Annotated in this window: 16 protein-coding genes; 11 read left to right on the top strand and 5 right to left on the bottom strand. The window is 48.1% G+C overall.

Annotated features, from left to right (window positions below):
- Positions 1-33: 33 nt before the first annotated feature.
- The 3 genes from BST96_RS14285 to BST96_RS14275 are packed head-to-tail and all read right to left on the bottom strand — an operon-like array spanning position 34 to position 2,245.
- Positions 34-771 carry an SDR family NAD(P)-dependent oxidoreductase gene (locus BST96_RS14285; protein WP_206045345.1) on the bottom strand — a complete coding sequence of 246 codons (738 nt, stop codon included), beginning with the start codon at positions 769-771 and terminating at the stop codon, positions 34-36.
- Positions 772-796: 25 nt separating this feature from the next.
- Positions 797-1,870 carry a hypothetical protein gene (locus tag BST96_RS14280; RefSeq protein ID WP_085759357.1) on the bottom strand — a complete coding sequence of 358 codons (1,074 nt, stop codon included), beginning with the start codon at positions 1,868-1,870 and terminating at the stop codon, positions 797-799.
- 3 nt (positions 1,871-1,873) lie between these two features.
- Entirely contained in the window at positions 1,874-2,245 is a 372-nt protein-coding gene (locus tag BST96_RS14275) for a DUF2147 domain-containing protein (protein ID WP_085759356.1), read from the bottom strand.
- An 86-nt stretch (positions 2,246-2,331) separates the two neighbouring features.
- On the opposite strand from BST96_RS14275, the gene BST96_RS14270 reads away from it, so the two are divergent.
- The 3 genes from BST96_RS14270 to BST96_RS14260 are packed head-to-tail and all read left to right on the top strand — an operon-like array spanning position 2,332 to position 6,140.
- Complete coding sequence (locus tag BST96_RS14270) at positions 2,332-3,405, top strand: MBL fold metallo-hydrolase (RefSeq protein ID WP_085759355.1); 1,074 nt, start codon at positions 2,332-2,334, stop codon at positions 3,403-3,405.
- A 33-nt stretch (positions 3,406-3,438) separates the two neighbouring features.
- On the top strand, positions 3,439-4,542 hold the full coding sequence (locus tag BST96_RS14265) for an NADH:flavin oxidoreductase (protein WP_085759354.1): 1,104 nt from the start codon (positions 3,439-3,441) through the stop codon (positions 4,540-4,542).
- 20 nt (positions 4,543-4,562) lie between these two features.
- Complete coding sequence (locus BST96_RS14260) at positions 4,563-6,140, top strand: acyl-CoA carboxylase subunit beta (RefSeq protein ID WP_085759353.1); 1,578 nt, start codon at positions 4,563-4,565, stop codon at positions 6,138-6,140.
- A gap of 142 nt (positions 6,141-6,282) precedes the next feature.
- On the opposite strand, the gene BST96_RS14255 is transcribed toward BST96_RS14260, so the two are convergent.
- On the bottom strand, positions 6,283-8,631 hold the full coding sequence (locus tag BST96_RS14255; RefSeq protein ID WP_085759352.1) for a TonB-dependent receptor: 2,349 nt from the start codon (positions 8,629-8,631) through the stop codon (positions 6,283-6,285).
- 271 nt (positions 8,632-8,902) lie between these two features.
- Between BST96_RS14255 and BST96_RS14250 the strand changes: the two genes are divergently transcribed.
- Complete coding sequence (locus BST96_RS14250) at positions 8,903-9,616, top strand: TetR/AcrR family transcriptional regulator (RefSeq protein ID WP_085759351.1); 714 nt, start codon at positions 8,903-8,905, stop codon at positions 9,614-9,616.
- 315 nt (positions 9,617-9,931) lie between these two features.
- Entirely contained in the window at positions 9,932-12,406 is a 2,475-nt protein-coding gene (locus BST96_RS14245; protein ID WP_085759350.1) for a penicillin acylase family protein, read from the top strand.
- Positions 12,407-12,480: 74 nt separating this feature from the next.
- Here BST96_RS14245 and BST96_RS14240 read toward each other — a convergent pair whose 3' ends face one another.
- Positions 12,481-14,262, bottom strand: coding sequence for an acyl-CoA dehydrogenase C-terminal domain-containing protein (locus tag BST96_RS14240; RefSeq protein WP_085759349.1), 1,782 nt, complete (start codon positions 14,260-14,262; stop codon positions 12,481-12,483).
- Between the two features lie 326 nt (positions 14,263-14,588).
- On the opposite strand from BST96_RS14240, the gene BST96_RS14235 reads away from it, so the two are divergent.
- The 6 genes from BST96_RS14235 (at position 14,589) to BST96_RS14210 (ending at position 21,709) form a co-directional block, all read left to right on the top strand.
- Positions 14,589-15,236 (top strand): glutathione S-transferase family protein, encoded by a 648-nt coding sequence (locus BST96_RS14235; RefSeq protein ID WP_085759348.1) that lies wholly within the window; start codon positions 14,589-14,591, stop codon positions 15,234-15,236.
- A 21-nt stretch (positions 15,237-15,257) separates the two neighbouring features.
- Positions 15,258-16,022 (top strand): SDR family oxidoreductase, encoded by a 765-nt coding sequence (locus BST96_RS14230; RefSeq protein ID WP_085759347.1) that lies wholly within the window; start codon positions 15,258-15,260, stop codon positions 16,020-16,022.
- Positions 16,023-16,057: 35 nt separating this feature from the next.
- Complete coding sequence (locus BST96_RS14225) at positions 16,058-18,265, top strand: PQQ-dependent dehydrogenase, methanol/ethanol family (protein WP_169714006.1); 2,208 nt, start codon at positions 16,058-16,060, stop codon at positions 18,263-18,265.
- Positions 18,266-18,482: 217 nt separating this feature from the next.
- Entirely contained in the window at positions 18,483-18,848 is a 366-nt protein-coding gene (locus tag BST96_RS14220) for a helix-turn-helix transcriptional regulator (protein WP_085759345.1), read from the top strand.
- Entirely contained in the window at positions 18,845-20,149 is a 1,305-nt protein-coding gene (locus BST96_RS14215; RefSeq protein WP_085759344.1) for a type II toxin-antitoxin system HipA family toxin, read from the top strand. The genes BST96_RS14220 and BST96_RS14215 overlap by 4 nt, the downstream gene beginning before the upstream one ends.
- A gap of 9 nt (positions 20,150-20,158) precedes the next feature.
- The gene (locus tag BST96_RS14210) at positions 20,159-21,709 is read left to right on the top strand and encodes an MFS transporter (protein WP_085759343.1); all 1,551 of its coding nucleotides are present in this window, start codon (positions 20,159-20,161) and stop codon (positions 21,707-21,709) included.
- The last annotated feature ends 1 nt before the right edge of the window (position 21,710 follow it).

Raw genomic sequence — 21,710 nt, 5'->3', positions numbered from 1 at the left:
ATGCGCCAGCCGCTCTACACTGATTTGTACCGATTAAAAAGCCGACACACCACCATCAACATTAATGCACTGCCCGGTCATATAGCTATTGCTGGGCATCATGATACTCATCATCATGGAGACAATTTCTTCTGGCTCGCCCAGTCTTTTCATTGGGCTACCCTTCTCCATAATCTCACCCATACCTGCTGCCCTGGCACCATCAACCATAGGTGTCTGCGTAAAGTACGGGCAGATTGCGTTAACTCTGACATTTTGACGAGCAAACTCAAGCGCTGCCGTTTTGGTTAAACCAACCGCAGCATGCTTTGCCGCACAGTAATGGGCCAGCTTTGGTGCACCGCCCATACCTGCCGCCGAGGCTACATTTAAAATATTGCCGCCATTTTCCAGCATTAAAGGAATTTGGTACTTCATTCCAAATAAAATACTCTTGGCGTTAACGGCAAAGTTAATATCCATCTCTTTTTCAGTGATCTCTAATAAACTTTTGGGTGGCGATGAGATACCGGCATTATTCACCGCTATATCCAAACCACCAAAATGCGTTACACTGGCCTCAACCAATGCTTTAACCTCTTCCTCAACCGCGACATTGCAAACCATTGCCACTGCCTCACCGGGCAGTGAATCAGCAACGGCTTTAACACCTGCCTCATTCAGGTCACCAAGAATTAATTTAGCCCCTTGCGGTGACAGAGTTTCTGCTAACAACTTGCCAAAGCCGCTGGCAGCACCAGTAATCAATATTACTTTATTTTCAAAACTCATTGTCATTACCTTTGTTTTGCCGCTATTAACGACTTAATAATTGAACTTCACTAGCAATATCACCAGAAGCTACCAACTTGATAAAATGCTCACCTAATTCAAGACTGCGCTGTTTGACTTCGTTCCAGCGGCGAATACGTTCTGCATGATTGCCTCGAAAGCGTGAAAAATCCTGTCGCTCAGGAATACGACCATCAGGCAATGAGTTTACAAATTGCTCGCTTGGAGAAATTAACACCACATTGTCCAAACGATTAGCGGGCACTGTGCGCCAAGGGAAAAACTTATCGAACCAGGATTCTTTTAAATAAGAGTAAAAATGGGGATATAACACCAGCCCCTGATCATATTCAGCCAGATTACTGGGTACCGGGTGATAATCTAACAGACCACCATCGCGGTACATACCGTTAGCAGCACCCTCTATATGCTCAATACCTTCCATCATTACCGGTATCGAACCGGATGATGAAATGGCGGCCATTATATTCTGTGAGTTTAACGCTACTGAACTGCTGGTAAATTTATCGCAACCGGCCTTCATAGTGGGACTGCTTCCCGCATGAAAAACCACCCTCTCCATACTGCTGCCTAGATATTTTCTTCCCGCCAGTGCTTTAAAAAAGCCCTTAACCATGGCAATTTTTTGTGGCGTCACCTCACGGCTGGCCAAGCCACCTAAACACTTTACACTGCCACAGTGATAACGCAGGCGTGGGTTATGCAAAATTTCTTCAATACCGGATGGAGGTAATAAGGTATGCAATAGCTTTTGGGTTTCCTTAACAACTTGCTCGGCGGTTTCATTATTTTCATAATTCTGAGAGATATAAGCATCCACCAATCTTAATAGCGCCTCAGCAGGGTCGCGCTGAGCAGCAGCGGCCAATTTAAAAGCACCAACCGAGGTACCAAACAGGTCAATAGGATGAGTAGACTGAGGTAACCAGTCACTAAAAATGGCTCGATCAAGGCCATAGATAGTAATCCACTTAGCGGCACCAGAAGCGCCGAATACAGCACTGATATCCTCAGCAGAAAGTCCGTTATTACGAATCTGCTGATAGGCCTTAGCGCCTGCCTGTATGGTTAACACCATGGATTAGCCTTCTACCCGTTGCCACTTTACTGTCTTGCTGAAAAAGCCTACTTTTACGGTCATTCGAAAACGATTGGGGTTGTCTAAGCTCAGGCAGGTCGCTTTTTCTTCGTCCAGCCTTTTGACATAAACCCAGCCCTGCCAGCACTGCTCTTTTTTATCATAACGCAGCTCGCGGAAAATAGTTTTACCCACTGACTCGGGCTTATCACTATTACTATGGACCTTCCCTTCCATTAGCTCACCCACCGGCTGCATTTCAATAATCACTGGCTGGTCAGGGTGCTGCCAAAGCCCCTCTAACGGGCTAGCCTCCTGTGCCGACGCCGTAAGTGCTGCCACCAAGCTCAACAGTGCTACTAGCCATCTATTCATTGCAATCTCGCCTATTAAAAATTATTGTAAAGTCATATATAGTCACATATTATGACACAATATGTAACCTTGTGGAGCCCCAAGTCATGCCTCGTAAACGCATTCTTTTTCCAGCCCTGATAATGCTGCTGTTATTAATCATCTACAGCCAGCGCGCGCCGCTAATGCTAAGCGTTATGGAGCGCAATTTACCCACTATTATGTCTACCGATGTAGCCGCCGAACTGGGTGAAGGCTTGCATATTGCCATCTGCGGGGCTGGCGGGCCATTGCCAGACCCAAAACGCTCTGGCGCCTGTATGCTCGTGATAGCCGGTGAAAGCATCATTGTGATAGATGCCGGCAGTGGCGGTGCACGCAATATTAACCGTATGCGTCTGGGGATGGGCAATGTCGATGCCGTGATGCTAACCCACTTTCATTCTGACCATATTGATGGGCTGGGTGAAGTGGCAACCCTGCGCTGGGTATCCACTGGCAACACCTCTCCCCTACCGGTGATTGCCCCTGAAGGCGTCGAGAAAATTGTCGAAGGTTTTAACCTGGCCTATAGCTTTGATGTGCAATACCGCCACGACCACCATGGCGATACCGTTGCCCCCCTTTCTGGCAAAGGCATGATTGCCCAAGGCTTCAGCACACCGGCTGATGGCGAGGCCGCTATCGTCTGGGATCAGGATGGTTTAAAGGTTACCGCCTTCAGGGTAAGCCATAATCCCGTAGAGCCTGCCGTGGGTTATCGCTTTGATTATCTTGGCCGCTCACTGGTGATTAGCGGCGACACGGTGCGCTCGGACAACCTTGAGTATTTTGCCAAAGATACCGACCTGCTATTACACGAAGCCCTGAGTATGAAGTTGGTTAAACTGATGAATCGGTCAGCCGAAAAAATTGGCAATAAGGTCATGGCCAAAGTCACCTATGATATTCTCGACTACCACACCAGCCCGGTGGAAGCAGCCCAGTCTGCACAAACCGCCGGAGCTCGCCATTTGGCGCTTTACCATATTGTGCCGCCGATTGTTTTACCCGGCCAGGCAGCCATCTATCTCGACGGGGTTGAGCAAGCCTATCAGGGGCCGACGACACTGACTGAAGATGGTATGATCTTTTCACTGCCCGCTAACAGCACTGATGTGTTGCAGCTATCTGGCTTCTGACAATAGAACGATAATAGAGAGACAATACAAACCATGACACAAGCTCTGGATGCTTTATTTACACCCTATACCCTGAATAAACTAACCCTGAATAATCGCATTGTCATGGCCCCCATGACCCGTGAATTTTCACCCAACGCTATTCCCGGCGACGATGTGGCTGGCTACTACCGCCGCCGCGCTGAAGGTGGTACTGGCCTGATTATTACCGAGGGTACGACGATTAATGACCCCGTGGCCACTATGGGTACCAGTATCCCGGCTTTTCACGGCGAACAAGCGTTGGCTGGCTGGAAAAAAGTAGCAGATGAAGTTCATCAGGCAGGCGGTAGAATTTTTCCACAGCTTTGGCATGTCGGTACTGCCCGCGAACCCCAAAAAACCAACAACCCTGAACTGCCGAGTGCCGGCCCTTCCGGTTTGATCGCCGGGGGCAAAAAAATCTCTGAGCCAATGACGGTTGAACATATAGAACAACTAATAGAAAGCTATGCCACCGCCGCCGCCGACGCCCAGCGTTTAGGTTTTGATGGCGTAGAAATTCACGGGGCCCATGGTTATTTAATCGATCAGTTTTTCTGGGAAGGCACTAATCAACGCAGTGATAGCTGGGGCGGCTCGATGGAAAATCGTTCACGCTTTGCAGTAGAAATTATTAAAGCGGTACGCGCCGCTACAGGCCCTGACTTTCCCGTGGTGCTGCGTTATTCGCAATGGAAGCAGCAGGACTTTGAAGCCAAACTGGCCACCAGCCCACAATTACTCGAAGATTTTCTTAGCCCTCTGGCCGATGCCGGGGTAGATGGTTTTCACTGCTCTACCCGCCGCTATTGGGAACCGGAATTTGAAGGCAGTGATTTAAACCTTGCAGGCTGGACTAAAAAGCTAACCGGTAAAACGGCCATCACGGTGGGCTCAGTCGGTCTGGATTCAGATTTTATTGGTGCCTTTATGCAGCAAGGAGCAGACAACCGTTCAATTGATGATTTAATATCACGGCTTGAAAATAATGAATTTGATTTGATTGCTGTGGGCCGCGCTTTATTACAAGACCCGCAGTGGGCTAACAAAATTCAGCAGGGGCGCCTGGATGAAGTCAGTGACTTTAGCCCTGAGGCCTTAGCCAGCTTGTCGTAAATCATTAACGGAACAGCACCGTGACGAATAATAATAAGCCCGATGACCGCACAGAAACACAACAGCTTCGTCAACGTCTTCTACATACACTAGATGAAGGCCGACCCGAAGCTGCTGCCAAGCGCCATAAAAAAGGCTACCGCACCGCCCGCGAAAACCTGAATGATTTATGTGATGTGGACTCTTTTGTGGAATATGGACAACTGGCCGTAGCGGCACAGCGCGGCCGTATTGGTAAAGAAGAATTGCAGACCAGTACCGCAGCCGACGGTGTGATTACCGGCACAGCCACCATCAATAGTGAATTACACCCGGATAATTGCAGTGCCGCTGTGGTTGTTAATGACTACTCGGTACTGGCTGGTAGTCAGGGCTATTTTCACCATTTAAAGCTGGACCGAATTTTAACGGTCGCCAAAGAACAACAACTCCCTGTGGTGATGTTTACCGAAGGCGGTGGTGGCCGCCCTGGTGATACGGATGTTAATACCCAGATTGCCGGTTTAAATATTCTTTCTTTTGCACTTTGGGCTGAGCTTAGCGGTATAGCACCGCGTATTGCAGTAAATAACGGCTATTGCTTTGCCGGCAATGCTGCCCTGTTCGGCTGTGCCGATATCACCATTGCCACCGAAACCAGCTGGATTGGCATGGCGGGGCCCGCGATGATTGAAGGCGGTGGGCTTGGCAGTTTTAAGCCTACAGAAATAGGCCCAATCGATGTGCAGAGTAAAAACGGCGTTGTGGATATTGTGGTTAAAGATGAAGCCGAAGCGACGGTCATGGCAAAAAATGTCTTGAGCATTTTTCAGGGCAAGCTCAGCGAGTGGAGCTGCGCCGACCAGAATACGCTGCAACAGTTTTTGCCCGAAGATAGGCGCTACGCCTACCCTGTTCGAAAAATTATTCATACTCTGGCAGATACCGACTCTTTTATTGAGCTGCGGGCCACTGATGGCCGCGGCATTGTCACCGGTTTTATTCGCATAGAAGGCAGACCTATCGGTTTAATCGCCAACGACTGTAAAGTGTTAGGCGGTGCTATTGATTCTGATGCCTCGGAAAAAGCCGCGCGGTTTATTCAACTCTGTAATAGTTATGCCATCCCACTGGTATCGCTATGTGATACGCCCGGATTTATGGTGGGCCCCGATAATGAAGAAGCCGCAGCCGTTAGAAGAATGTCGCGCTTTTTTGTGGCCGGAGCTGCAATTGATGTTCCACTGGTAACCATTTTTCTTCGTAAAGGCTATGGCCTTGGTGCTATGGCAATGGCGGGAGGCAGCTTTGCCAAACCCTGTTACAGCGCTTCCTGGCCCACGGGCGAATTTGGCGGCATGGGTTTGGAAGGTGCGGTTAATTTAGGCTTTAAAAAAGAGCTGGAAGCCGAATCGGACCCTCAAGCCAAAAAAGCCCTGTTCGATACGCTGGTTGAACAACTCTATGACAGAGGTAAAGCCACTGAAGCCGCTTCATTTTTAGAAATTGACGCAGTTATAGATCCACAAGACTCACGTAAAGTGATTATCAATGCCATTCAGGCAGCCAGCAAAAAAATGCAGCAGGCTTCTACTCGACGTTTTGTCGATACCTGGTAAAGCCTGTTAGCCAAGCACCAGTTAATAAGATGGGAATAAAAAAAGTCACCACCTCTTTGCAGAGATGGTGACAATGAGAACCTCGGACGAGATGCCTGGGGTCAGTTCGAGAAAAATTCTCTAAATGCTATCTAGAAAACCTCTAGAAGCTATAGGTAAACTCTACACCGTAGTTACGTGGCGCATTGTATTGACCAAAGTGAGTAAAGTTGGGGATGATAACCACTCGAGCGTAACGCTCATCCGTCAGGTTACGACCGTAAACACTCACCTTGTACTTATCATCAACCGTTAGATCAAAGCTCGCATGGTGCATACCATAAGAGTCAACTTTACCCAGTGGGTTGTTGTTAAATATGGTCTGGTATTCATCACTCCAACGGTAGTTGTAGTGTGCCCCAAACTCACCAAAGCCAAGATCGGCGAAGTAATCAGCACCCACACCGACTGTTTTCTCAGGGGCGTTACGAATCTGTAAACCGGAGTTATCAGTCTCATTACCGTCACCATTAATATCAGCAACAAAGTCGGTGTACTCCGTATCCAGGTAGCCGGCATTTAGATAAACACTCAGGCCACTGGTCAATTGTGCCGTCAATTCCAGCTCCAAACCTGAAAGCTCAACATCAGACGCATTACGCACAACGGTATTGGCTGATGGTGGGTCGCCAGCAAAGATAATGATTTCTTCCTGCTTATCCAGGTAGTCACTCATAAAGGCTGTAGCATTTAAACGCAGGCGGTTATCCAACCACTCACTTTTAATACCCAGCTCCCAGGTTTCTACATATTCTGGATCATAGGCGTTGCCATCAACCACGGTAGAGCGAGCAAAATAACCACCACTTCTAAAACCTTCTGAGTAAGAAGCAAAGGCCATTAAGTCATCGTTGATGGTGTACTGCAAAGCAACACGGGGGGAGAATTCAGTCCAGCTTTCATCAAACTTCTGACGAGGACCATCGGGAACCAGTGTACCCAATGACGCGGAAACAAAACCGACATTGGCGCCTTCAAAGGTTTTTTCCTCATCGGTATAACGGCCACCCAGATTTAACAATAGGTCTTCCGTTAGCTGCCAATCCATGCTGGCAAATACAGAATAGGCTGTATTGGTACCCTTATTTTCCAAACTCTGTGTTACATCACCCTGTGGCAGTGGTAAAGGAATGGTTGGGCTAGCTGGGTCAGTAGGGTCTAGCGGTACTTCAAAGCCTTCACCAAAGCCAAGGTACCACCACATATCGTAGCTGGTTTGTGCCTGCTTATACTCAGAGTCCCAGTAATACAAACCTGCTGTCAGGTTGATATTGTCATTCACGTTGCCGTTAATACGAAACTCTTGGCTGAACTGTTCATACTCACTGGCGCTGCTGATATATAAAAACTCAACGCTGCTGGAATCATATTCAAGGCGTGCATCTTCTTCACGATCAACGGTACCGGTAATCGAGGTTAGCTGCCAATCACCTACCATCCAATTCATCGTCAAGCCGACAAAGTCATTAGTGACTTCCGCGCTATTGGGTTCATTGGTGGAGCTGTGATCTTCATCACTATTGCTATCCGTAGCGGCACAACCAGCACCAGGTGCTGCATTAGGGTCTTGCGGGATAGGGTTAGGGATGGTCGCACCACCACCAATAGGAATAACCGGACCAATAGAAGCCAGACAAGGAATCGTAGTGCCATCATTAAAGTTAGACCAGGCCCCCCAATCAGAATCATCTTCAATACGCTCTACCGTTAGCGCCACATCAAATGTGTCAGTCACATCAAACGCTATGGTCGCACCTAATTGCTGAAAATCAACAACACCAACATCCGTATTGGCAATATCGTTATCCATATAGCCATCGTGCTCGGACTTATTGGCATAAAACTTAAAGCCGCCTTTATCGGTTAACGGGGTATTCACCACGGCTTTTAATTCTTGCTTATCCCAATCACCTAAACCTAACTGGACTTTACCGCCAAACTCTTTGGTCGGCGCAGTGCGTACAACGTTAACCGCACCACCAATGGTATTTTTGCCGAATAAGGTGCCCTGAGGGCCACGCAGTACTTCAATACGTTCAAGATCAAAGTTATTCAGAATTTGTCCCGCAGCGGTACCAATATAAACGCCATCCAATATCACACCAACCGGTGGATCAAGACTTTTATCAGGCTCTTGAAAGCTGATACCACGGATAGAGATAGAAGCCGATGTACTGGCCGGCGTGGAGTCGATGGATACGTTGGGTACAAAATTTTGTAAGTCTTTTAAATTTTTCACGGCGGAGTTTTGCAGTTGACCCGCAATAGCCGTCACGGAAACAGGCACATCTTGCAAGGATTCTTGACGCTTACGGGCAGTAACCATCACCTCTTCAAGTTGTAGTGTCTCTCCCTGTGCCTGTACCGCCACGGGTATCACAGTCATCGGTAAAGCAGCAGCACAAGCCAAGGTAAGGGTCTTGAGCTTAAATGGTTGATTAGTGTGGTTCATTGTTTATATCACGCCTCTTTATTAATTATTCTGGGGTGGCAGCCTTGCCAACTTTGTCTCTTTTTCGCCCCTCAGCCTATTCACTGACTGGACATTGGCTTGGAGTCTAAACCAATTAAAATAAAAAAAACAGCCTAGGCTGTTTTTTTTATTTTAATTGCTGATAGATATCCATTAATATGATGACCAAACCCCAAGCAGCCCTAAGGCGCAGGGCTCTGCTACACTACTCCTTGCCATTTAATAATGACTAATAAGGAATCTGGCCCCAATGCCCACTAAAAACGCAGCTACGCCCAAAGAACCGTCTGAGGATGGGGTTAAGTGGCAGGCGCAAAAAAGCTCAATGACGCGAGACCGTATTCTGGACGCGACCATTGATGGCTTTATCAAACTGGGTTATAGCAAGCTAACCACCACTCAAGTAGCTGATATAGCAGGGATTTCACGGGGCGCTATGCGCCATCATTTCGACTCCAAAAAGGAACTGATCCAGGCCGCTATTGAGCATCTACATAAAAAATTATTAGGTATTTATTTCCATAACCTTTCCAGTATTCCACAGGGCCTCACCGGTAGAGAGCTGATTCGAGCCCGAGTAGATGCCTATTGGAGCTACCTGAATGAAGATCTGGTACTCGTGCACCAAGAGCTGTGTATGACCGCCAGAACAGAGCCGGAGCTAAAAGATATCATCACCGTTATGGTGAAGGCCTTAGACGATCAAGCTCGCCAATCGGTGCTGGGGTCACTGGATGATTTTGAAGAAGATGCTGACCGGTTATTTTTTATTATCGATATTACCCGGTTTAATCTGGAAGCTCTGGCACGGGGGAAATGGCAGTTATCCCTGTATGACGACCAATTGGTTGAACGTCAGTTGCAGCATTTAACGCTCTGTATTGAACAAGTAGTTAATGATGACGGCACAACCGACTTATCAAAACTCTTTGCCAACTATCAAAATATTAATCAATCACCGTAGCCCAAGTCTCAGCAAAAACTGCGCAAAAAATATTTCACTCCCACGGCAAGACTTGTCACCCTACCCTGTGGCTCGCTCCCAAACTATAAAGCACTATGAGGCAGTAGCCGGGCCTGGGGAGAGTTAATCCGGCTGCCACCTTTTTTAAATATTTCTACTTTTCTATACGCAATGCTCCAGCATTCATTACTCAATCAGCAGGCATTTACATAACCAAACTTTACATAACAGAAACAATCATCGCCTGAAAATCCGCTTGGTATTGCCGCAAATTATCGTTATATTTGAAAAAAATTAAAACCATGGAAACAGATAATGAAAAGACTCTCCCGATCTATTTTTATCACTCTGCTTGCCCTCACCTTAATTGCCTGCTCCGATGATGACGATGATAATAATGACTACCGCGCAGAAATAACCCGCACCAGTTATGGCATCCCTCATATCCGTGCTTATGATTGGGGATCGCTGGGCTTTGGCCATGGTTACAGTTTTGCCGAAGACCGTTTTTGTATGTTGATGCAAGAGGTGATTAAAGCCTCTGGCCAGTCCGCAGAGTTTTTGGGGGAAGCCAGAGGCAATATTAATAACGACCTGATCTACGCCTTGATTAACAATAACGATGAAGGGCAACTGGAAGAGCGTTATATCAGCCAACAACCCAACTATATTGTTGAGTTAGTCGAAGGTTATGCGGCCGGTGTTAATCAATATCTGGCAGATGTGGGCGTCGATAACCTCCCAGATAGTGATCCAGCCTGTCGCGGTGAGGATTATGTGCGGCAGTTAACCGCCATTGATCTATGGAAATATTTCCGACTGATTCAATTACAGGGCAGTACCGGTCAGGGCATTATTAAAGATGCTTTATTGGCCGCCACAGGGCCGGACGATATGCCCTCATTCCCCAGTATCACCAGTACCGCACCTACCCCTACTCCTACCCCGGCCCCGACATTAGTCGATACCAGCTCCGGCAGTAATGCTATTGCCCTTGGCCGTGATGCCACCCAAACCGGTACCGGCATGTTATTGGGCAACCCTCATCAGCCTTGGCAGGGTGTTGGGTCCTGGTATCAGGTTCACCTGACCATCCCCGGTGAGTACGATGCGATGGGCGCAGCCTTGGCGGGTTTCCCTATGATCGGTATTGGTTTTAATCAGGATGTCGCCTGGACCCACACCGTCAGTGTTGCCAACCGTTTTACCCTATTTGAGTTAAGCTTAAACCCGGACAACTCGCTGGAATATATCGTTGATGGTGAAACCAAAGCGATTACACCAGAGACTATCAGCGTCAGAGTTACTCGGGAAGATGGCACTGTCGATACAGTTGAGCATACCTTTTATCACTGGGAATATGGACTGATTGCCAGCCTTGCTCCGGCGGCCAGTTTAATCAGCCCGGCGTTTGAAGCGGTATTTGCAGGCTGGCCAACGGCCACCGGTAAAATCTATGCCTTTAGAGATGCCAATATTGATAACCTTCGAGGTATTGATATGTGGATTAAGGTGGGCCAATCTGAAAATATTCAGCAGCTAACTGACGCCTACAAATTAATTGGCAACCCACTATTTCACACCCTCGCTGCTGATCGCGATGGCAGTATTTTTTATGGTGAGGTTTCTGCCATCCCCAATGTGAGCCAGGCCAAACTCGACACTTGTGTTAGAGGCATTAATGCATCGATCAAAAGCCTGACTAACGATGCGATTGTGGTGCTGGACGGTTCCACAGAGGACTGTAACTGGGGTGTCGATGCCGACGCACCGGAAGGCTCCGGTTTATTTGGTTATGAAAGCCTACCTAAATACTTTGCCACCGATTATGCGCTAAATAGTAACGACAGTTATTGGTTAAGCAATGCCGATAATAAGCTGGAAGGCTTTCCCTCATTAATGGGCTTTGCCGGCGGTGAAGGTAAACAACAAAACCTTCGCACCCAGATTAACCACGATATGGTGGCGGCACGCCTTGCCGGCACCGATGGTTTTGATGCCAGCCCCGGTTTTACTTTGGCCAGCTTGCAACAATTAATGTATGACAACCGTGTTTTCGGCGCAGAAATCAGCCTCGATGATGTGCTAACTATCTGTAGCAATGTGATGGCAAAAACGGATCTGTTAGCGGGTGCCGAGCAACCCCGTGAATTTGCTGCCTGTGATCAATTAGCTTTATGGGATCGCAAAGTAGAGGTTGATAGCGAAGGCGCACAAATTTTTACAGAGTTCTGGAAAGCCTTGGCGGATGAATTATCAGGCCCCTTCGATAGCGCTCTGGCCAGCAATGAATTGTGGGCCACCGACTTTGACCCGGCCAAGCCACTCAACACCCCCAGAGGCTTTGATACCAGTGCAGCGGCAGCTGAAACTCTGGTGATCAACGCCTTAAGTGTTGCAGCAAGCAAACTGGATGAAGCCGGCGTTGAACTCGGCGCGCCCTGGAGTGAAGTGCAGGTCTACCCAAGAAATGGTATTGATATTCCGATCCATGGTGGCCATGGTCCTATGGGGGTTTTTGGCGCCATAAGCTCCAGCCTGGTCGAGGGAGGTTATAGAAATATCCGGGCGGGTAACTCTTATATCCAAACCGTGACCTGGGATGAATCTGAATGTCCTATTGCTGAAGGTATTTTGACGCACTCGCAATCGCTGGACCCCGAGTCCCCCCACTACGGTGATCAAACCGCTTTATATGCCATGAAGGGCTGGGTCAGCTTTCCCTTTTGTCGGTCCGATATAGCAGCGGATGCTGTTGATGGCACGGCTATTATTAGCGGTAACCGTTAATAAACTACAGGCACAAAAAAACCGTTATCAGCTAAAACTAATAACGGTTTTTTTTATAGTGCTCTAACGGTTTCTTAAAGCGCCGCTAAGGCTTCAAAGTCACTATCGTCCAGGCTCATCAAGGTATCAGCACCTTTTTCAATAGTCGCTTTATGGCTTTCTGTACGTGGCAAAATTTTATCAAAGTAAAAACGCGCGGTAGCGACTTTACCCTTATAAAAAATATCATCAGTGCCTTTGGCATTGGCCAGAGTTCCCATACGACCCCATAGCCAGGCCAGTACCACATAGCCGGAATACATCAGAAAATCGACAGAAGCTGCGCCAATTTCATCCATACTCTTACCAGCCTGTGCACCGATAAAGCCAGCTAACTCAGCCCACTCTTTAACCATGGCCTGTAAAGGCTCAGCAAACTCAGCATCCATAGTAGCGATATCTTTAGAGATCATCGCTATAAAGTTACCGAAGTTAGCGCCGCCATCCGCCATAATTTTACGGCCAATTAAATCCAGCGATTGAATACCGGTTGTTCCTTCATACAAAGTAGAGATACGGGCATCACGCATATTTTGCTCCATGCCCCACTCGCTGATATAACCGTGACCACCGTAAACCTGAATACCATGGCTAGCCGCTTCAATACCCACCTCGGTCATAAAACCTTTGGCGATAGGCGTTAAGAAAGCAAGAATGGCAGAGCCTTCTTTCTGCTGCTCTTCACTGCCCCGATGCTCTTTATCCACCTGCTGTGACAGATAATGGATAAAGGCGCGGTTACCTTCAGAGAAAGCGCGAATGGTTAATAACATACGACGTACATCCGCATGCACAATCAGCTTATCCGCTGGACGGTCGGCAGCTTTAGGGCCGGTTAAGGAACGTCCGGCTTCGCGATCAAGGGCATAAGCCATGGCGCCTTGCAAAGCAACCTCCGCATGATTTAAGCCCTGCAATGCAGTACCTACACGGGCGGTATTCATAAAGGTAAACATGCACTTAAGGCCTTCGTTTTCCTTGCCGATCAGATAGCCTTTGGCACCATCAAAATTCATCACACAGGTAGCGTTACCGTGGATACCCATTTTGTGTTCCAGTGAACCACAGCTAACCGGGTTGCGCTCGCCCAATGAACCATCGGCATTAACGTTAAATTTCGGCACAATAAATAGCGAAATACCTTTGGTACCTTCTGGAGCACCTGGCAATCTTGCCAATACCACATGAATAATATTTTCTGACATATCATGCTCACCAGAGCTGATAAAGATTTTGGTGCCGGTAATGGCATAGCTGCCATCGCCATTGTCTTCAGCTTTAGTGCGCAAGAAACTTAAATCACTACCACCCTGTGGTTCTGTTAGGCACATGGTGCCGGTCCATTCACCACTAACCATTTTTAATAAATAGTCTTGCTGCTGTTGTTCAGTACCATGAGCAATTAAGGTTTCACGACAACCGGCACTTAAGCCTGGGTACATACTCCAGGCATGGTTGGCCTGGCCCAGTAATTCCGATAACACTAAATCCACACTGGCCGGTAAACCCTGGCCACCAAATTGTTCTGGCATGGACAAACCGGGCCAGCCGCCTTCAACAAACTGCTGGTAGGCATCGGCAAAACCGGAAGGTGTGGTTACACCCTCTTCACTCCAGGTACAGCCTTCCTGGTCACCGCTTTGACGCAGTGGGGCCAGTGTTTGTTCAGAGAACTTGGCGCCCTCTTCCAAAATGGCATCGCGCAACTCCTGGTTAAATTCTTCAGTACCGGACAGGCTGGCATAATGCTGGTCAGCATCCAGTAGTTCATCCAATACAAAACGAATATCACGTAATGGAGCTTTATAATCGGCCATACTCTTACCTCAATAGATAGATAAAAAACAGGGGCTTATCGCCCTTGCTAATGGATACTTGTTCCATCATCACACATTAGCAGTAAATATTTATTTCGCCATGACGCCTATAGTCCTTCCATTTAACCTTGGAATCGGTTAGGCGACAGTATCATGCCCTCACTTTAAATCACTGGCAAAGCACACAATTTAATTGTCTAATAAGGGCAACGGCCATATAATGTCATAAATCATGACAAAACAAAACAACCCACGCTCAGACTGAGTTTTTTAAATATTAGCCGCTTTATGACATATGGGTCTTACACTTAGCAAAAAGGAAAACTATGATTACTTTACACGGTGCTTCAGCCTCCCCCTTTGTGCGCAAAGTACTGGCTGTACTGGCCATCAAACAACTGCCGTTTGAGCAAACCCAACAAATGCCCTTTGGCAAAGATGCTGAATTTGAAAAAATCAGCCCATTGGGAAAAATCCCCGCCCTGCAAGATGGCGATTTTAGTGTCGCTGACTCAGCCGTGATCTGCGCTTACCTTGAAGATGCCTATGGCGAGATTAAGGTGTTTCCAACTAGGCCTCAGGATAAAGCCCGTGCCCGCTGGCTGGAGAATCTGGCGGACAATACGGTCGCGGGACTTGCCGCCGGTATTTTTTTCCAGCGCTTTATGCGCCCAATGGCTTTTAAAGAGCAACCGGATGAAGCACTGGTGGAAAAAATTATCAGCACTAAACTGCCACCTCATCTTGACTATATAGAATCACAACTTCCCGCCCAGGGCTTTATTTTTGGTGACACGATTATGCTGGCAGATATCGCACTGGTATCGCCGTTTATCAATGCCAGCTATGCGGGCTATATACCTGATGCCGAGCGCTGGCCTTTATTTAGTGCCTTGATTGCCAGCGTTAAAGCTCACCCGGCTATTGCACCACTGCTTGAAACAGAAGCGGCCATGTTTGGCTTCAATAAGTAATTAATCGTTTAAGGAAACACTATGAGTACTGATCTTTTTAATCTAACGGGTAAGGTGGCTATTGTTACCGGTGCCAGCCGCGGTATTGGCGAAGAAATTGCTAAACTATTAGCCGAGCAAGGCGCCCATGTCATTGTCTCCAGCCGCAAGATCGACGGCTGTCAGGAAGTCGCGGATAAAATTACTGCTGCCGGCAACAGTGCAGAAGCTTTTGCCTGCCATGTCGGTGATATGGAGCATATTACCGCCCTGTTTGACCACGTTAAAAGCACCCATGGCAAGCTGGATATCCTGGTTAACAATGCCGCGGCCAACCCTTACTTTGGTGATATTCTCGATACCGACCTCGGCGCATTTAATAAAACCATCGATGTCAATATCCGTGGTTATTTCTTTATGAGCGTGGAAGCAGGGAAAATAATGCGCGATAACGGCGGCGGCAGTATTGTTAATACCGCCTCGGTCAATGCATTACAACCCGGTGTTTTCCAGGGTATTTATTCCATCAGCAAAGCGGCTGTTGTCAATATGACAAAGTCTTTTGCCAAGGAATGTGCGCGCCATAATATCCGTTGCAACGCCCTGCTCCCCGGTTTAACCAAAACCAAATTTGCCGGCGCCTTATTTACTAACGATGATATTTATCAAACAGCGATTGAAACCATCCCCCTACAGCGCCATGCTGAGCCTCAGGAGATGGCGGGAACCGTTTTATATCTAGCCTCAGATGCCAGCAGCTATACTACAGGTGAGTGCATTGTTGTTGATGGCGGTATGACTATCTAATTTCTTAAAGGGCAGCAGGCTGTATGAATAATCCTATGATCACAGCGCTAATTGCTGGCTGGCTTACTATAAGCTTAAGCTTACCAGTAGCCAGCCAAGTCAATAGCAACAGCCTGTCCAACCCTGGCGATGAGTGGCTTAACTATGGCCGGGATTACACAGAGCAACGCTTTAGCCCGCAACAGCAAATTACGACAGACAATGTCAGTCAACTGGGGCTAGCCTGGTCTTTTACCTTCCCAACGGCCAGAGTGATGGAAGCCACCCCGCTGATCCATCAAGGCGTACTCTATGTCACCACTCCCTGGAGCCATGTCTTTGCCATTGACGCGCGCACAGGCAAGCAACGCTGGCACTACGACCCCAACGTTAATAAAGCCCACTTAGTGAATAGCTGTTGCGGCCCCGCCAACCGAGGTGCCGCACTCTGGTCATCGGACGGGCAAACCCGGGTTTATGTGGGCAGTTTTGATGGCCGCTTAATCGCCATTGATTCAGCCACGGGGAAAGAGCTCTGGTCAGTACAAACCACTGAACCCAATAGCCATTACACCATTACTGGTGCTCCGCGTATTATTGATGGCAAAGTCATTATCGGTAATGGCGGCGCTGAACTGGGCGCCAGAGGTTATATCACCGCTTACGATGCCGTTAGCGGTGAGCAACTATGGCGCTTTTATACCGTCCCCGGCAATCCCGCCAGCCCACAAGAAAACCAGGCCCTTGAAGCTGCTGTTGATAGCTGGAACGGTGAATGGTGGAAATACGGTGGTGGCGGTACAGTATGGGATGCCATGGCTTACGACCCGGAACTCGACCTGCTTTATATCGGTACCGGCAATGGCTCCCCCTGGAATCGAGATATTCGCAGTCCTGGAGGCGGTGATAACTTATACCTTAACTCCATTGTTGCGCTACGGCCCAATAGCGGCGAATACGTCTGGCACTACCAGGTTACCCCTAAAGATAACTGGGATTACACCGCTACCCAGCATTTGATACTGGCGCAGTTAACCATTGATGGCAAACCTCGTCAGGTCATTATGCAAGCACCCAAAAATGGCTTTTTCTATGTGCTGGACAGGCGCACTGGCGAATTACTCTCCGCCGATGCCTATGCACAGGTGAACTGGGCCAGCCATATTGATATGGCCACCGGCAGACCAATTGAAAACCCAGTGGCTAATTACCAGCAAACAGGAAAGTCGGTTCTCTGGCCCGCCCCTTTTGGCGCCCACAATTGGCAACCCATGGCCTATAACCCCGACACCCAGTTGGTCTATATCCCCAAACAGCACGCTCCCGGAGTTTATCAAGCCGATAAAAAATTCACCTTCAAACCCAACCGCTGGAATACCGGCACCGATTTTACCGCTTTTTCGGACCCGAAAGACCCGATGAAAGCAAAGGCTACACAAGACGCCCTGGTGCGCGGTTACTTAAGCGCCTGGGACCCTATTGCCAGACGTATGCGCTGGGAAGTGAAACACCCCCTACCGGTTAACGGTGGCGTATTGGCCACGGCAGGTGGTCTGGTATTTCAGGGAACCGGTCTGGGAGGCTTTCACGCCTACGACGCCGACCATGGCAAACGTCTCTGGAGCTTTCAGGCCGATAGTGCGGTCCTTGCTGGCCCCATTAGTTACAGCCTGGATGGCGAGCAATATATTGCCGTTGCCCAAGGCTCCGGTGGCAGTATGATGATGGCCATGGGGGTAAAATTCCCTAATGCCAGCAACCCCGCCAAGCCTAAAAATCCGAATCGCCTGCTGGTTTTTAAACTACAAGCGACAGCAGCTGAGCAACATAGTAACACCACTAGCCAACGGGCTACTCCACCGACCATCGAAGCCCATACACTCAGTGAGGAAGACCTTATTGCCGGAGAGACACTATTTGAAAATAATTGTGGCTTTTGCCACGGCATTAGCGCCGATGCCAGCAGCGTAGTACCCGACCTTCGCTATATGAGCGAAGAGTCCCACCAGAATTTCCAGGCTATTGTATTGGCTGGCCTGCTTACCCATAAAGGGATGGTAGGCTTTTATGCCAACCTAAGCCCCGAAGAGGTGGATAAAATCCACGGCTATTTACGCCAGAGAAACCATGACCTGCATGATGAAATCGCCATGGACAACCTATGGGATAAGCTGCGCTATTGGTTTTGGTATTACCTGAGCAAACTATCAGACCTATTCCCCGCCCTCGCCAATACAGAGTTTGCCAAAGCAATGGCCAACTAAAAATCCCATAAAAAACGACACTTTAGTCATATTAAGTCACAATATAATTATAAAGCGACTCAACTGGCGACTTAAAATAATATCTTTACCTGACAACAAAGACTACTCTATAATCCGTCATATATGTCATATTAAGATAAATTCACTTCTTTAATCGACTTAAATGTCGCTTATTAATTACAACACCAGAACCACTGGCTAGCATTGGCGCTCCACTATGATTAACAACGATATCAAAGAGCTAGGCAATAAAATCGCCAAGCTGCGAATTGGCAAAAACCTCAAACAGTCGGAACTGGCCTATGAAGCCGGGGTATCAGAGCGCACGCTACAACGTATAGAGGCCGGAGAAATTGTTAAATCCGACGGCCTGCTCAAAGTGATTGGGCAACTGGGGCGGCTGGATGACATGCTCACAGCACTGGACACACCTTCATTCTCGCCCTATGAAATAGTGGCCAGCACCAAAGCCAAGTACTCGGTGGACAATAAGCCACGCAAAAGCCGGGTAAGGCGCAGCAAGCAAAGCAACACCAGCGCAAGCAACAAGGCCAATATCGTATGGCCTGAAGATCAGCCATGAACGCCGGTGAAGTCACCCTATGGGGAGCCACTGTCGGCTTTGTGGCCTGGGACCCTGAAAGAGAGGTAGCCGCCTTTGAATATGATCGCGGCTTTCGGGAAATGGGTATTGAACTATCACCTGCAATGATGCCCCTAAGCAATGAAGTGTACAGCTTCCCCAACCTCAACAGAGACACCTACAAAGGCCTGCCCGGCCTGTTGGCAGACTCACTGCCCGATAAATTTGGCAACGATGTTATTAACCAATGGCTGGCAGAAACCGGACGCACACCACAGTCATTTAATGCCGTAGAGCGATTGATGTATGTGGGCAGACGGGGTATGGGGGCACTGGAATTCCAACCCACCATCAATGAGAACATCAACGAGGCACTGTCATTAAATATTGAAGAGTTAGTGGAGCTTTCTTCCACTATACTAACACTCAAAGAAGCCCAGCAATTTGAATTAAAAACCGGCAATACTGCCAGCAATGTGGAAGGCTTAAGTAAAATTCTGGCCGTGGGAACCTCCGCCGGCGGCGCCCGCGCCAAAGCTATTATCGCCTGGAATGAAAGCACCAATCAGGTTCGCTCAGGGCAAATTGATGCCGGAGATGGCTATAGTTATTGGCTGCTTAAATTTGATGGCGTTACCCATAATAAAGACAAAGAATTGGCCGACCCCAAAGGCTATGGCCGAATCGAATACGCCTACCACCTGATGGCCAGAGAGGCGGGGATTGAAATGACCCAATGCCGCTTAATGGAAGAACATGGCCGGGCCCACTTTATGACCAGGCGTTTCGATCGTAGCGATGATGGCCAAAAGCTGCATATGCAATCCCTTTGCGCTCTAGGCCACCATGATTTTAATAGCCCGGGCAGTACCTCTTATGAACAAGCGTTTTTAATGTGTAACGAGCTTGGTCTGGGCATGGCTGCTAAAGAGCAACTTTTTTTGCGCATGGTCTTTAATGTGCTGGCCTATAATCGAGACGACCACAGCAAACAGATTTCATTTTTAATGGACAAATCCGGGCAGTGGCAACTGAGCCCCGCCTATGATGTGACTTACGCCTTTAACCCTGAGGGTGAGTTTACCAATAGCCACCAAATGACGGTTAACCGCAAACGCAAAGATATCGACGATACAGATTTTCTAAGCATTGCCAAACGGCAGGGACTAAACCGCAGCGCAGCCAAAAGATTAATTGATGATGTTAGATCAGCAACCGCACAATGGCATAGCTACAGCCATGCAGCAGGTGTCGATGAAAGAAAAGCATCAATGATTGGTAAACTGATTACGCCGATATAAATACTCCCTATGCTGAATAAAAATACCCAACAAACCCTTAGTGCTGCGCAGGATATTAAACAGCTCGGCCTGTTCGCTTCTATCGCCTCACTCAGCTATGTATTCTGGATTGTGGCAGGGATGGAAATGGTAGAGCGGCTTGCCTATTACGGGGTAAAAGTTGTGGCCTCGCTCTATGCCAATGATCCGGTTTCCGCCGGCGGCCTTGGTGTTTCGATGACAGACTTTGGCATTATCCTAACCTTCTGGGCCATGGTGCAATCACTGGTACCCGTTTTTACCGGCGGGCTATCTGACCGTATTGGCTACAAAGAAACTATCTTTATTTCTACGTTAGTCAAAATGGCTGGCTATGCCGTTATGGCCTACTTTCCCAGTTATAACGGCTTCTTTGTTGGCGCTATCCTCTTAGCACTGGGCACTGGTATTTTTAAGCCCGGCATTATGGGCACACTGATCAAAGCCAGCAACCGACAAAATTCCTCCATGGCCTGGGGCATTTTTTACCAAACCGTCAATATCGGTGGTTTTTTAGGGCCTATTGTCGCAGCCTCATTACGGCAGTTTTCCTGGCAACAGGTATTTATTGCCTGCATAGTGATTATCAGCTGCAATTTATTATTATTGCTGATGTATAAAGAGCCCGACAAAGCAGAACGCCTGGCACAAAAAGCCGCAATTCAACGCGGCGAGAAAAAACAATCCAACTTAGTGATTGAATCCATCAGCGAATTAAAAAACCCGGTATTGCTCGCCTACCTGATTTTATTTTCTGCATTCTGGTATATGTTTAACTCCCTGTTTGACATCTTGCCGGTATTTATCCGCGATTGGGTGGATACCACGGTTATCGTTAGCAGCCTGTTTGGCACTGAGGGAACCAGCAATCCGGTCACACAGTTTTTACTGGGCATGGATAAGTCAGGGCTAACGATCAAACCAGAAGGCTTAATGAACCTCAACGCCGGACTTATTATGCTGAGCTGTTTTATCTTTGCAGCCCTCTCAGCAAAACTGAAAGCCATCAATTCTATTACTCTCGGTACATTGTTTTCTTCCGCAGCATTACTGATTATCGCCAGCGCCAATGCCGCCTGGCTGATCGTATTTGCGATTATTGTATTTAGTATGGGAGAGATGTTTTCAAGTCCCAAATTTACTGAGTATCTGGGAAATTTTGCACCCACCGATAAAAAAGCCATGTATCTGGGCTTCTCGCAACTGCCCTTATTTTTTGGCTGGACACTGGAAGCGGCTACAGCGCCAATGATGTACGACAAATGGGCCGCAAAAGACACCTTAGCCAGAGAGTTTCTCACGGCCTACGGAATGACAGCACAGGCCGTCGCCAACATCCCCATTGGCGAAGCCTTTGACAACATGCTTATAGTTACCGCACTATCCACACAGGACGCAACAGAGCTATTGTATAGCGGTAATAGCGTGGGTTTAATGTGGTATATAATGAGCGCGGTTGGCTTTGCCTCTGCACTGGGGTTTTATCTGTATGGCCGCTGGATAGTCAATCTTCATCACAAAGTTAAACACGCTGAGGGATAGC

The organism is Oceanicoccus sagamiensis (genome assembly GCF_002117105.1).
In the GTDB taxonomy this organism is placed as follows: domain Bacteria; phylum Pseudomonadota; class Gammaproteobacteria; order Pseudomonadales; family Dasaniaceae; genus Oceanicoccus; species Oceanicoccus sagamiensis.
This window is presented reverse-complemented; position numbering and strand designations above follow the sequence as displayed.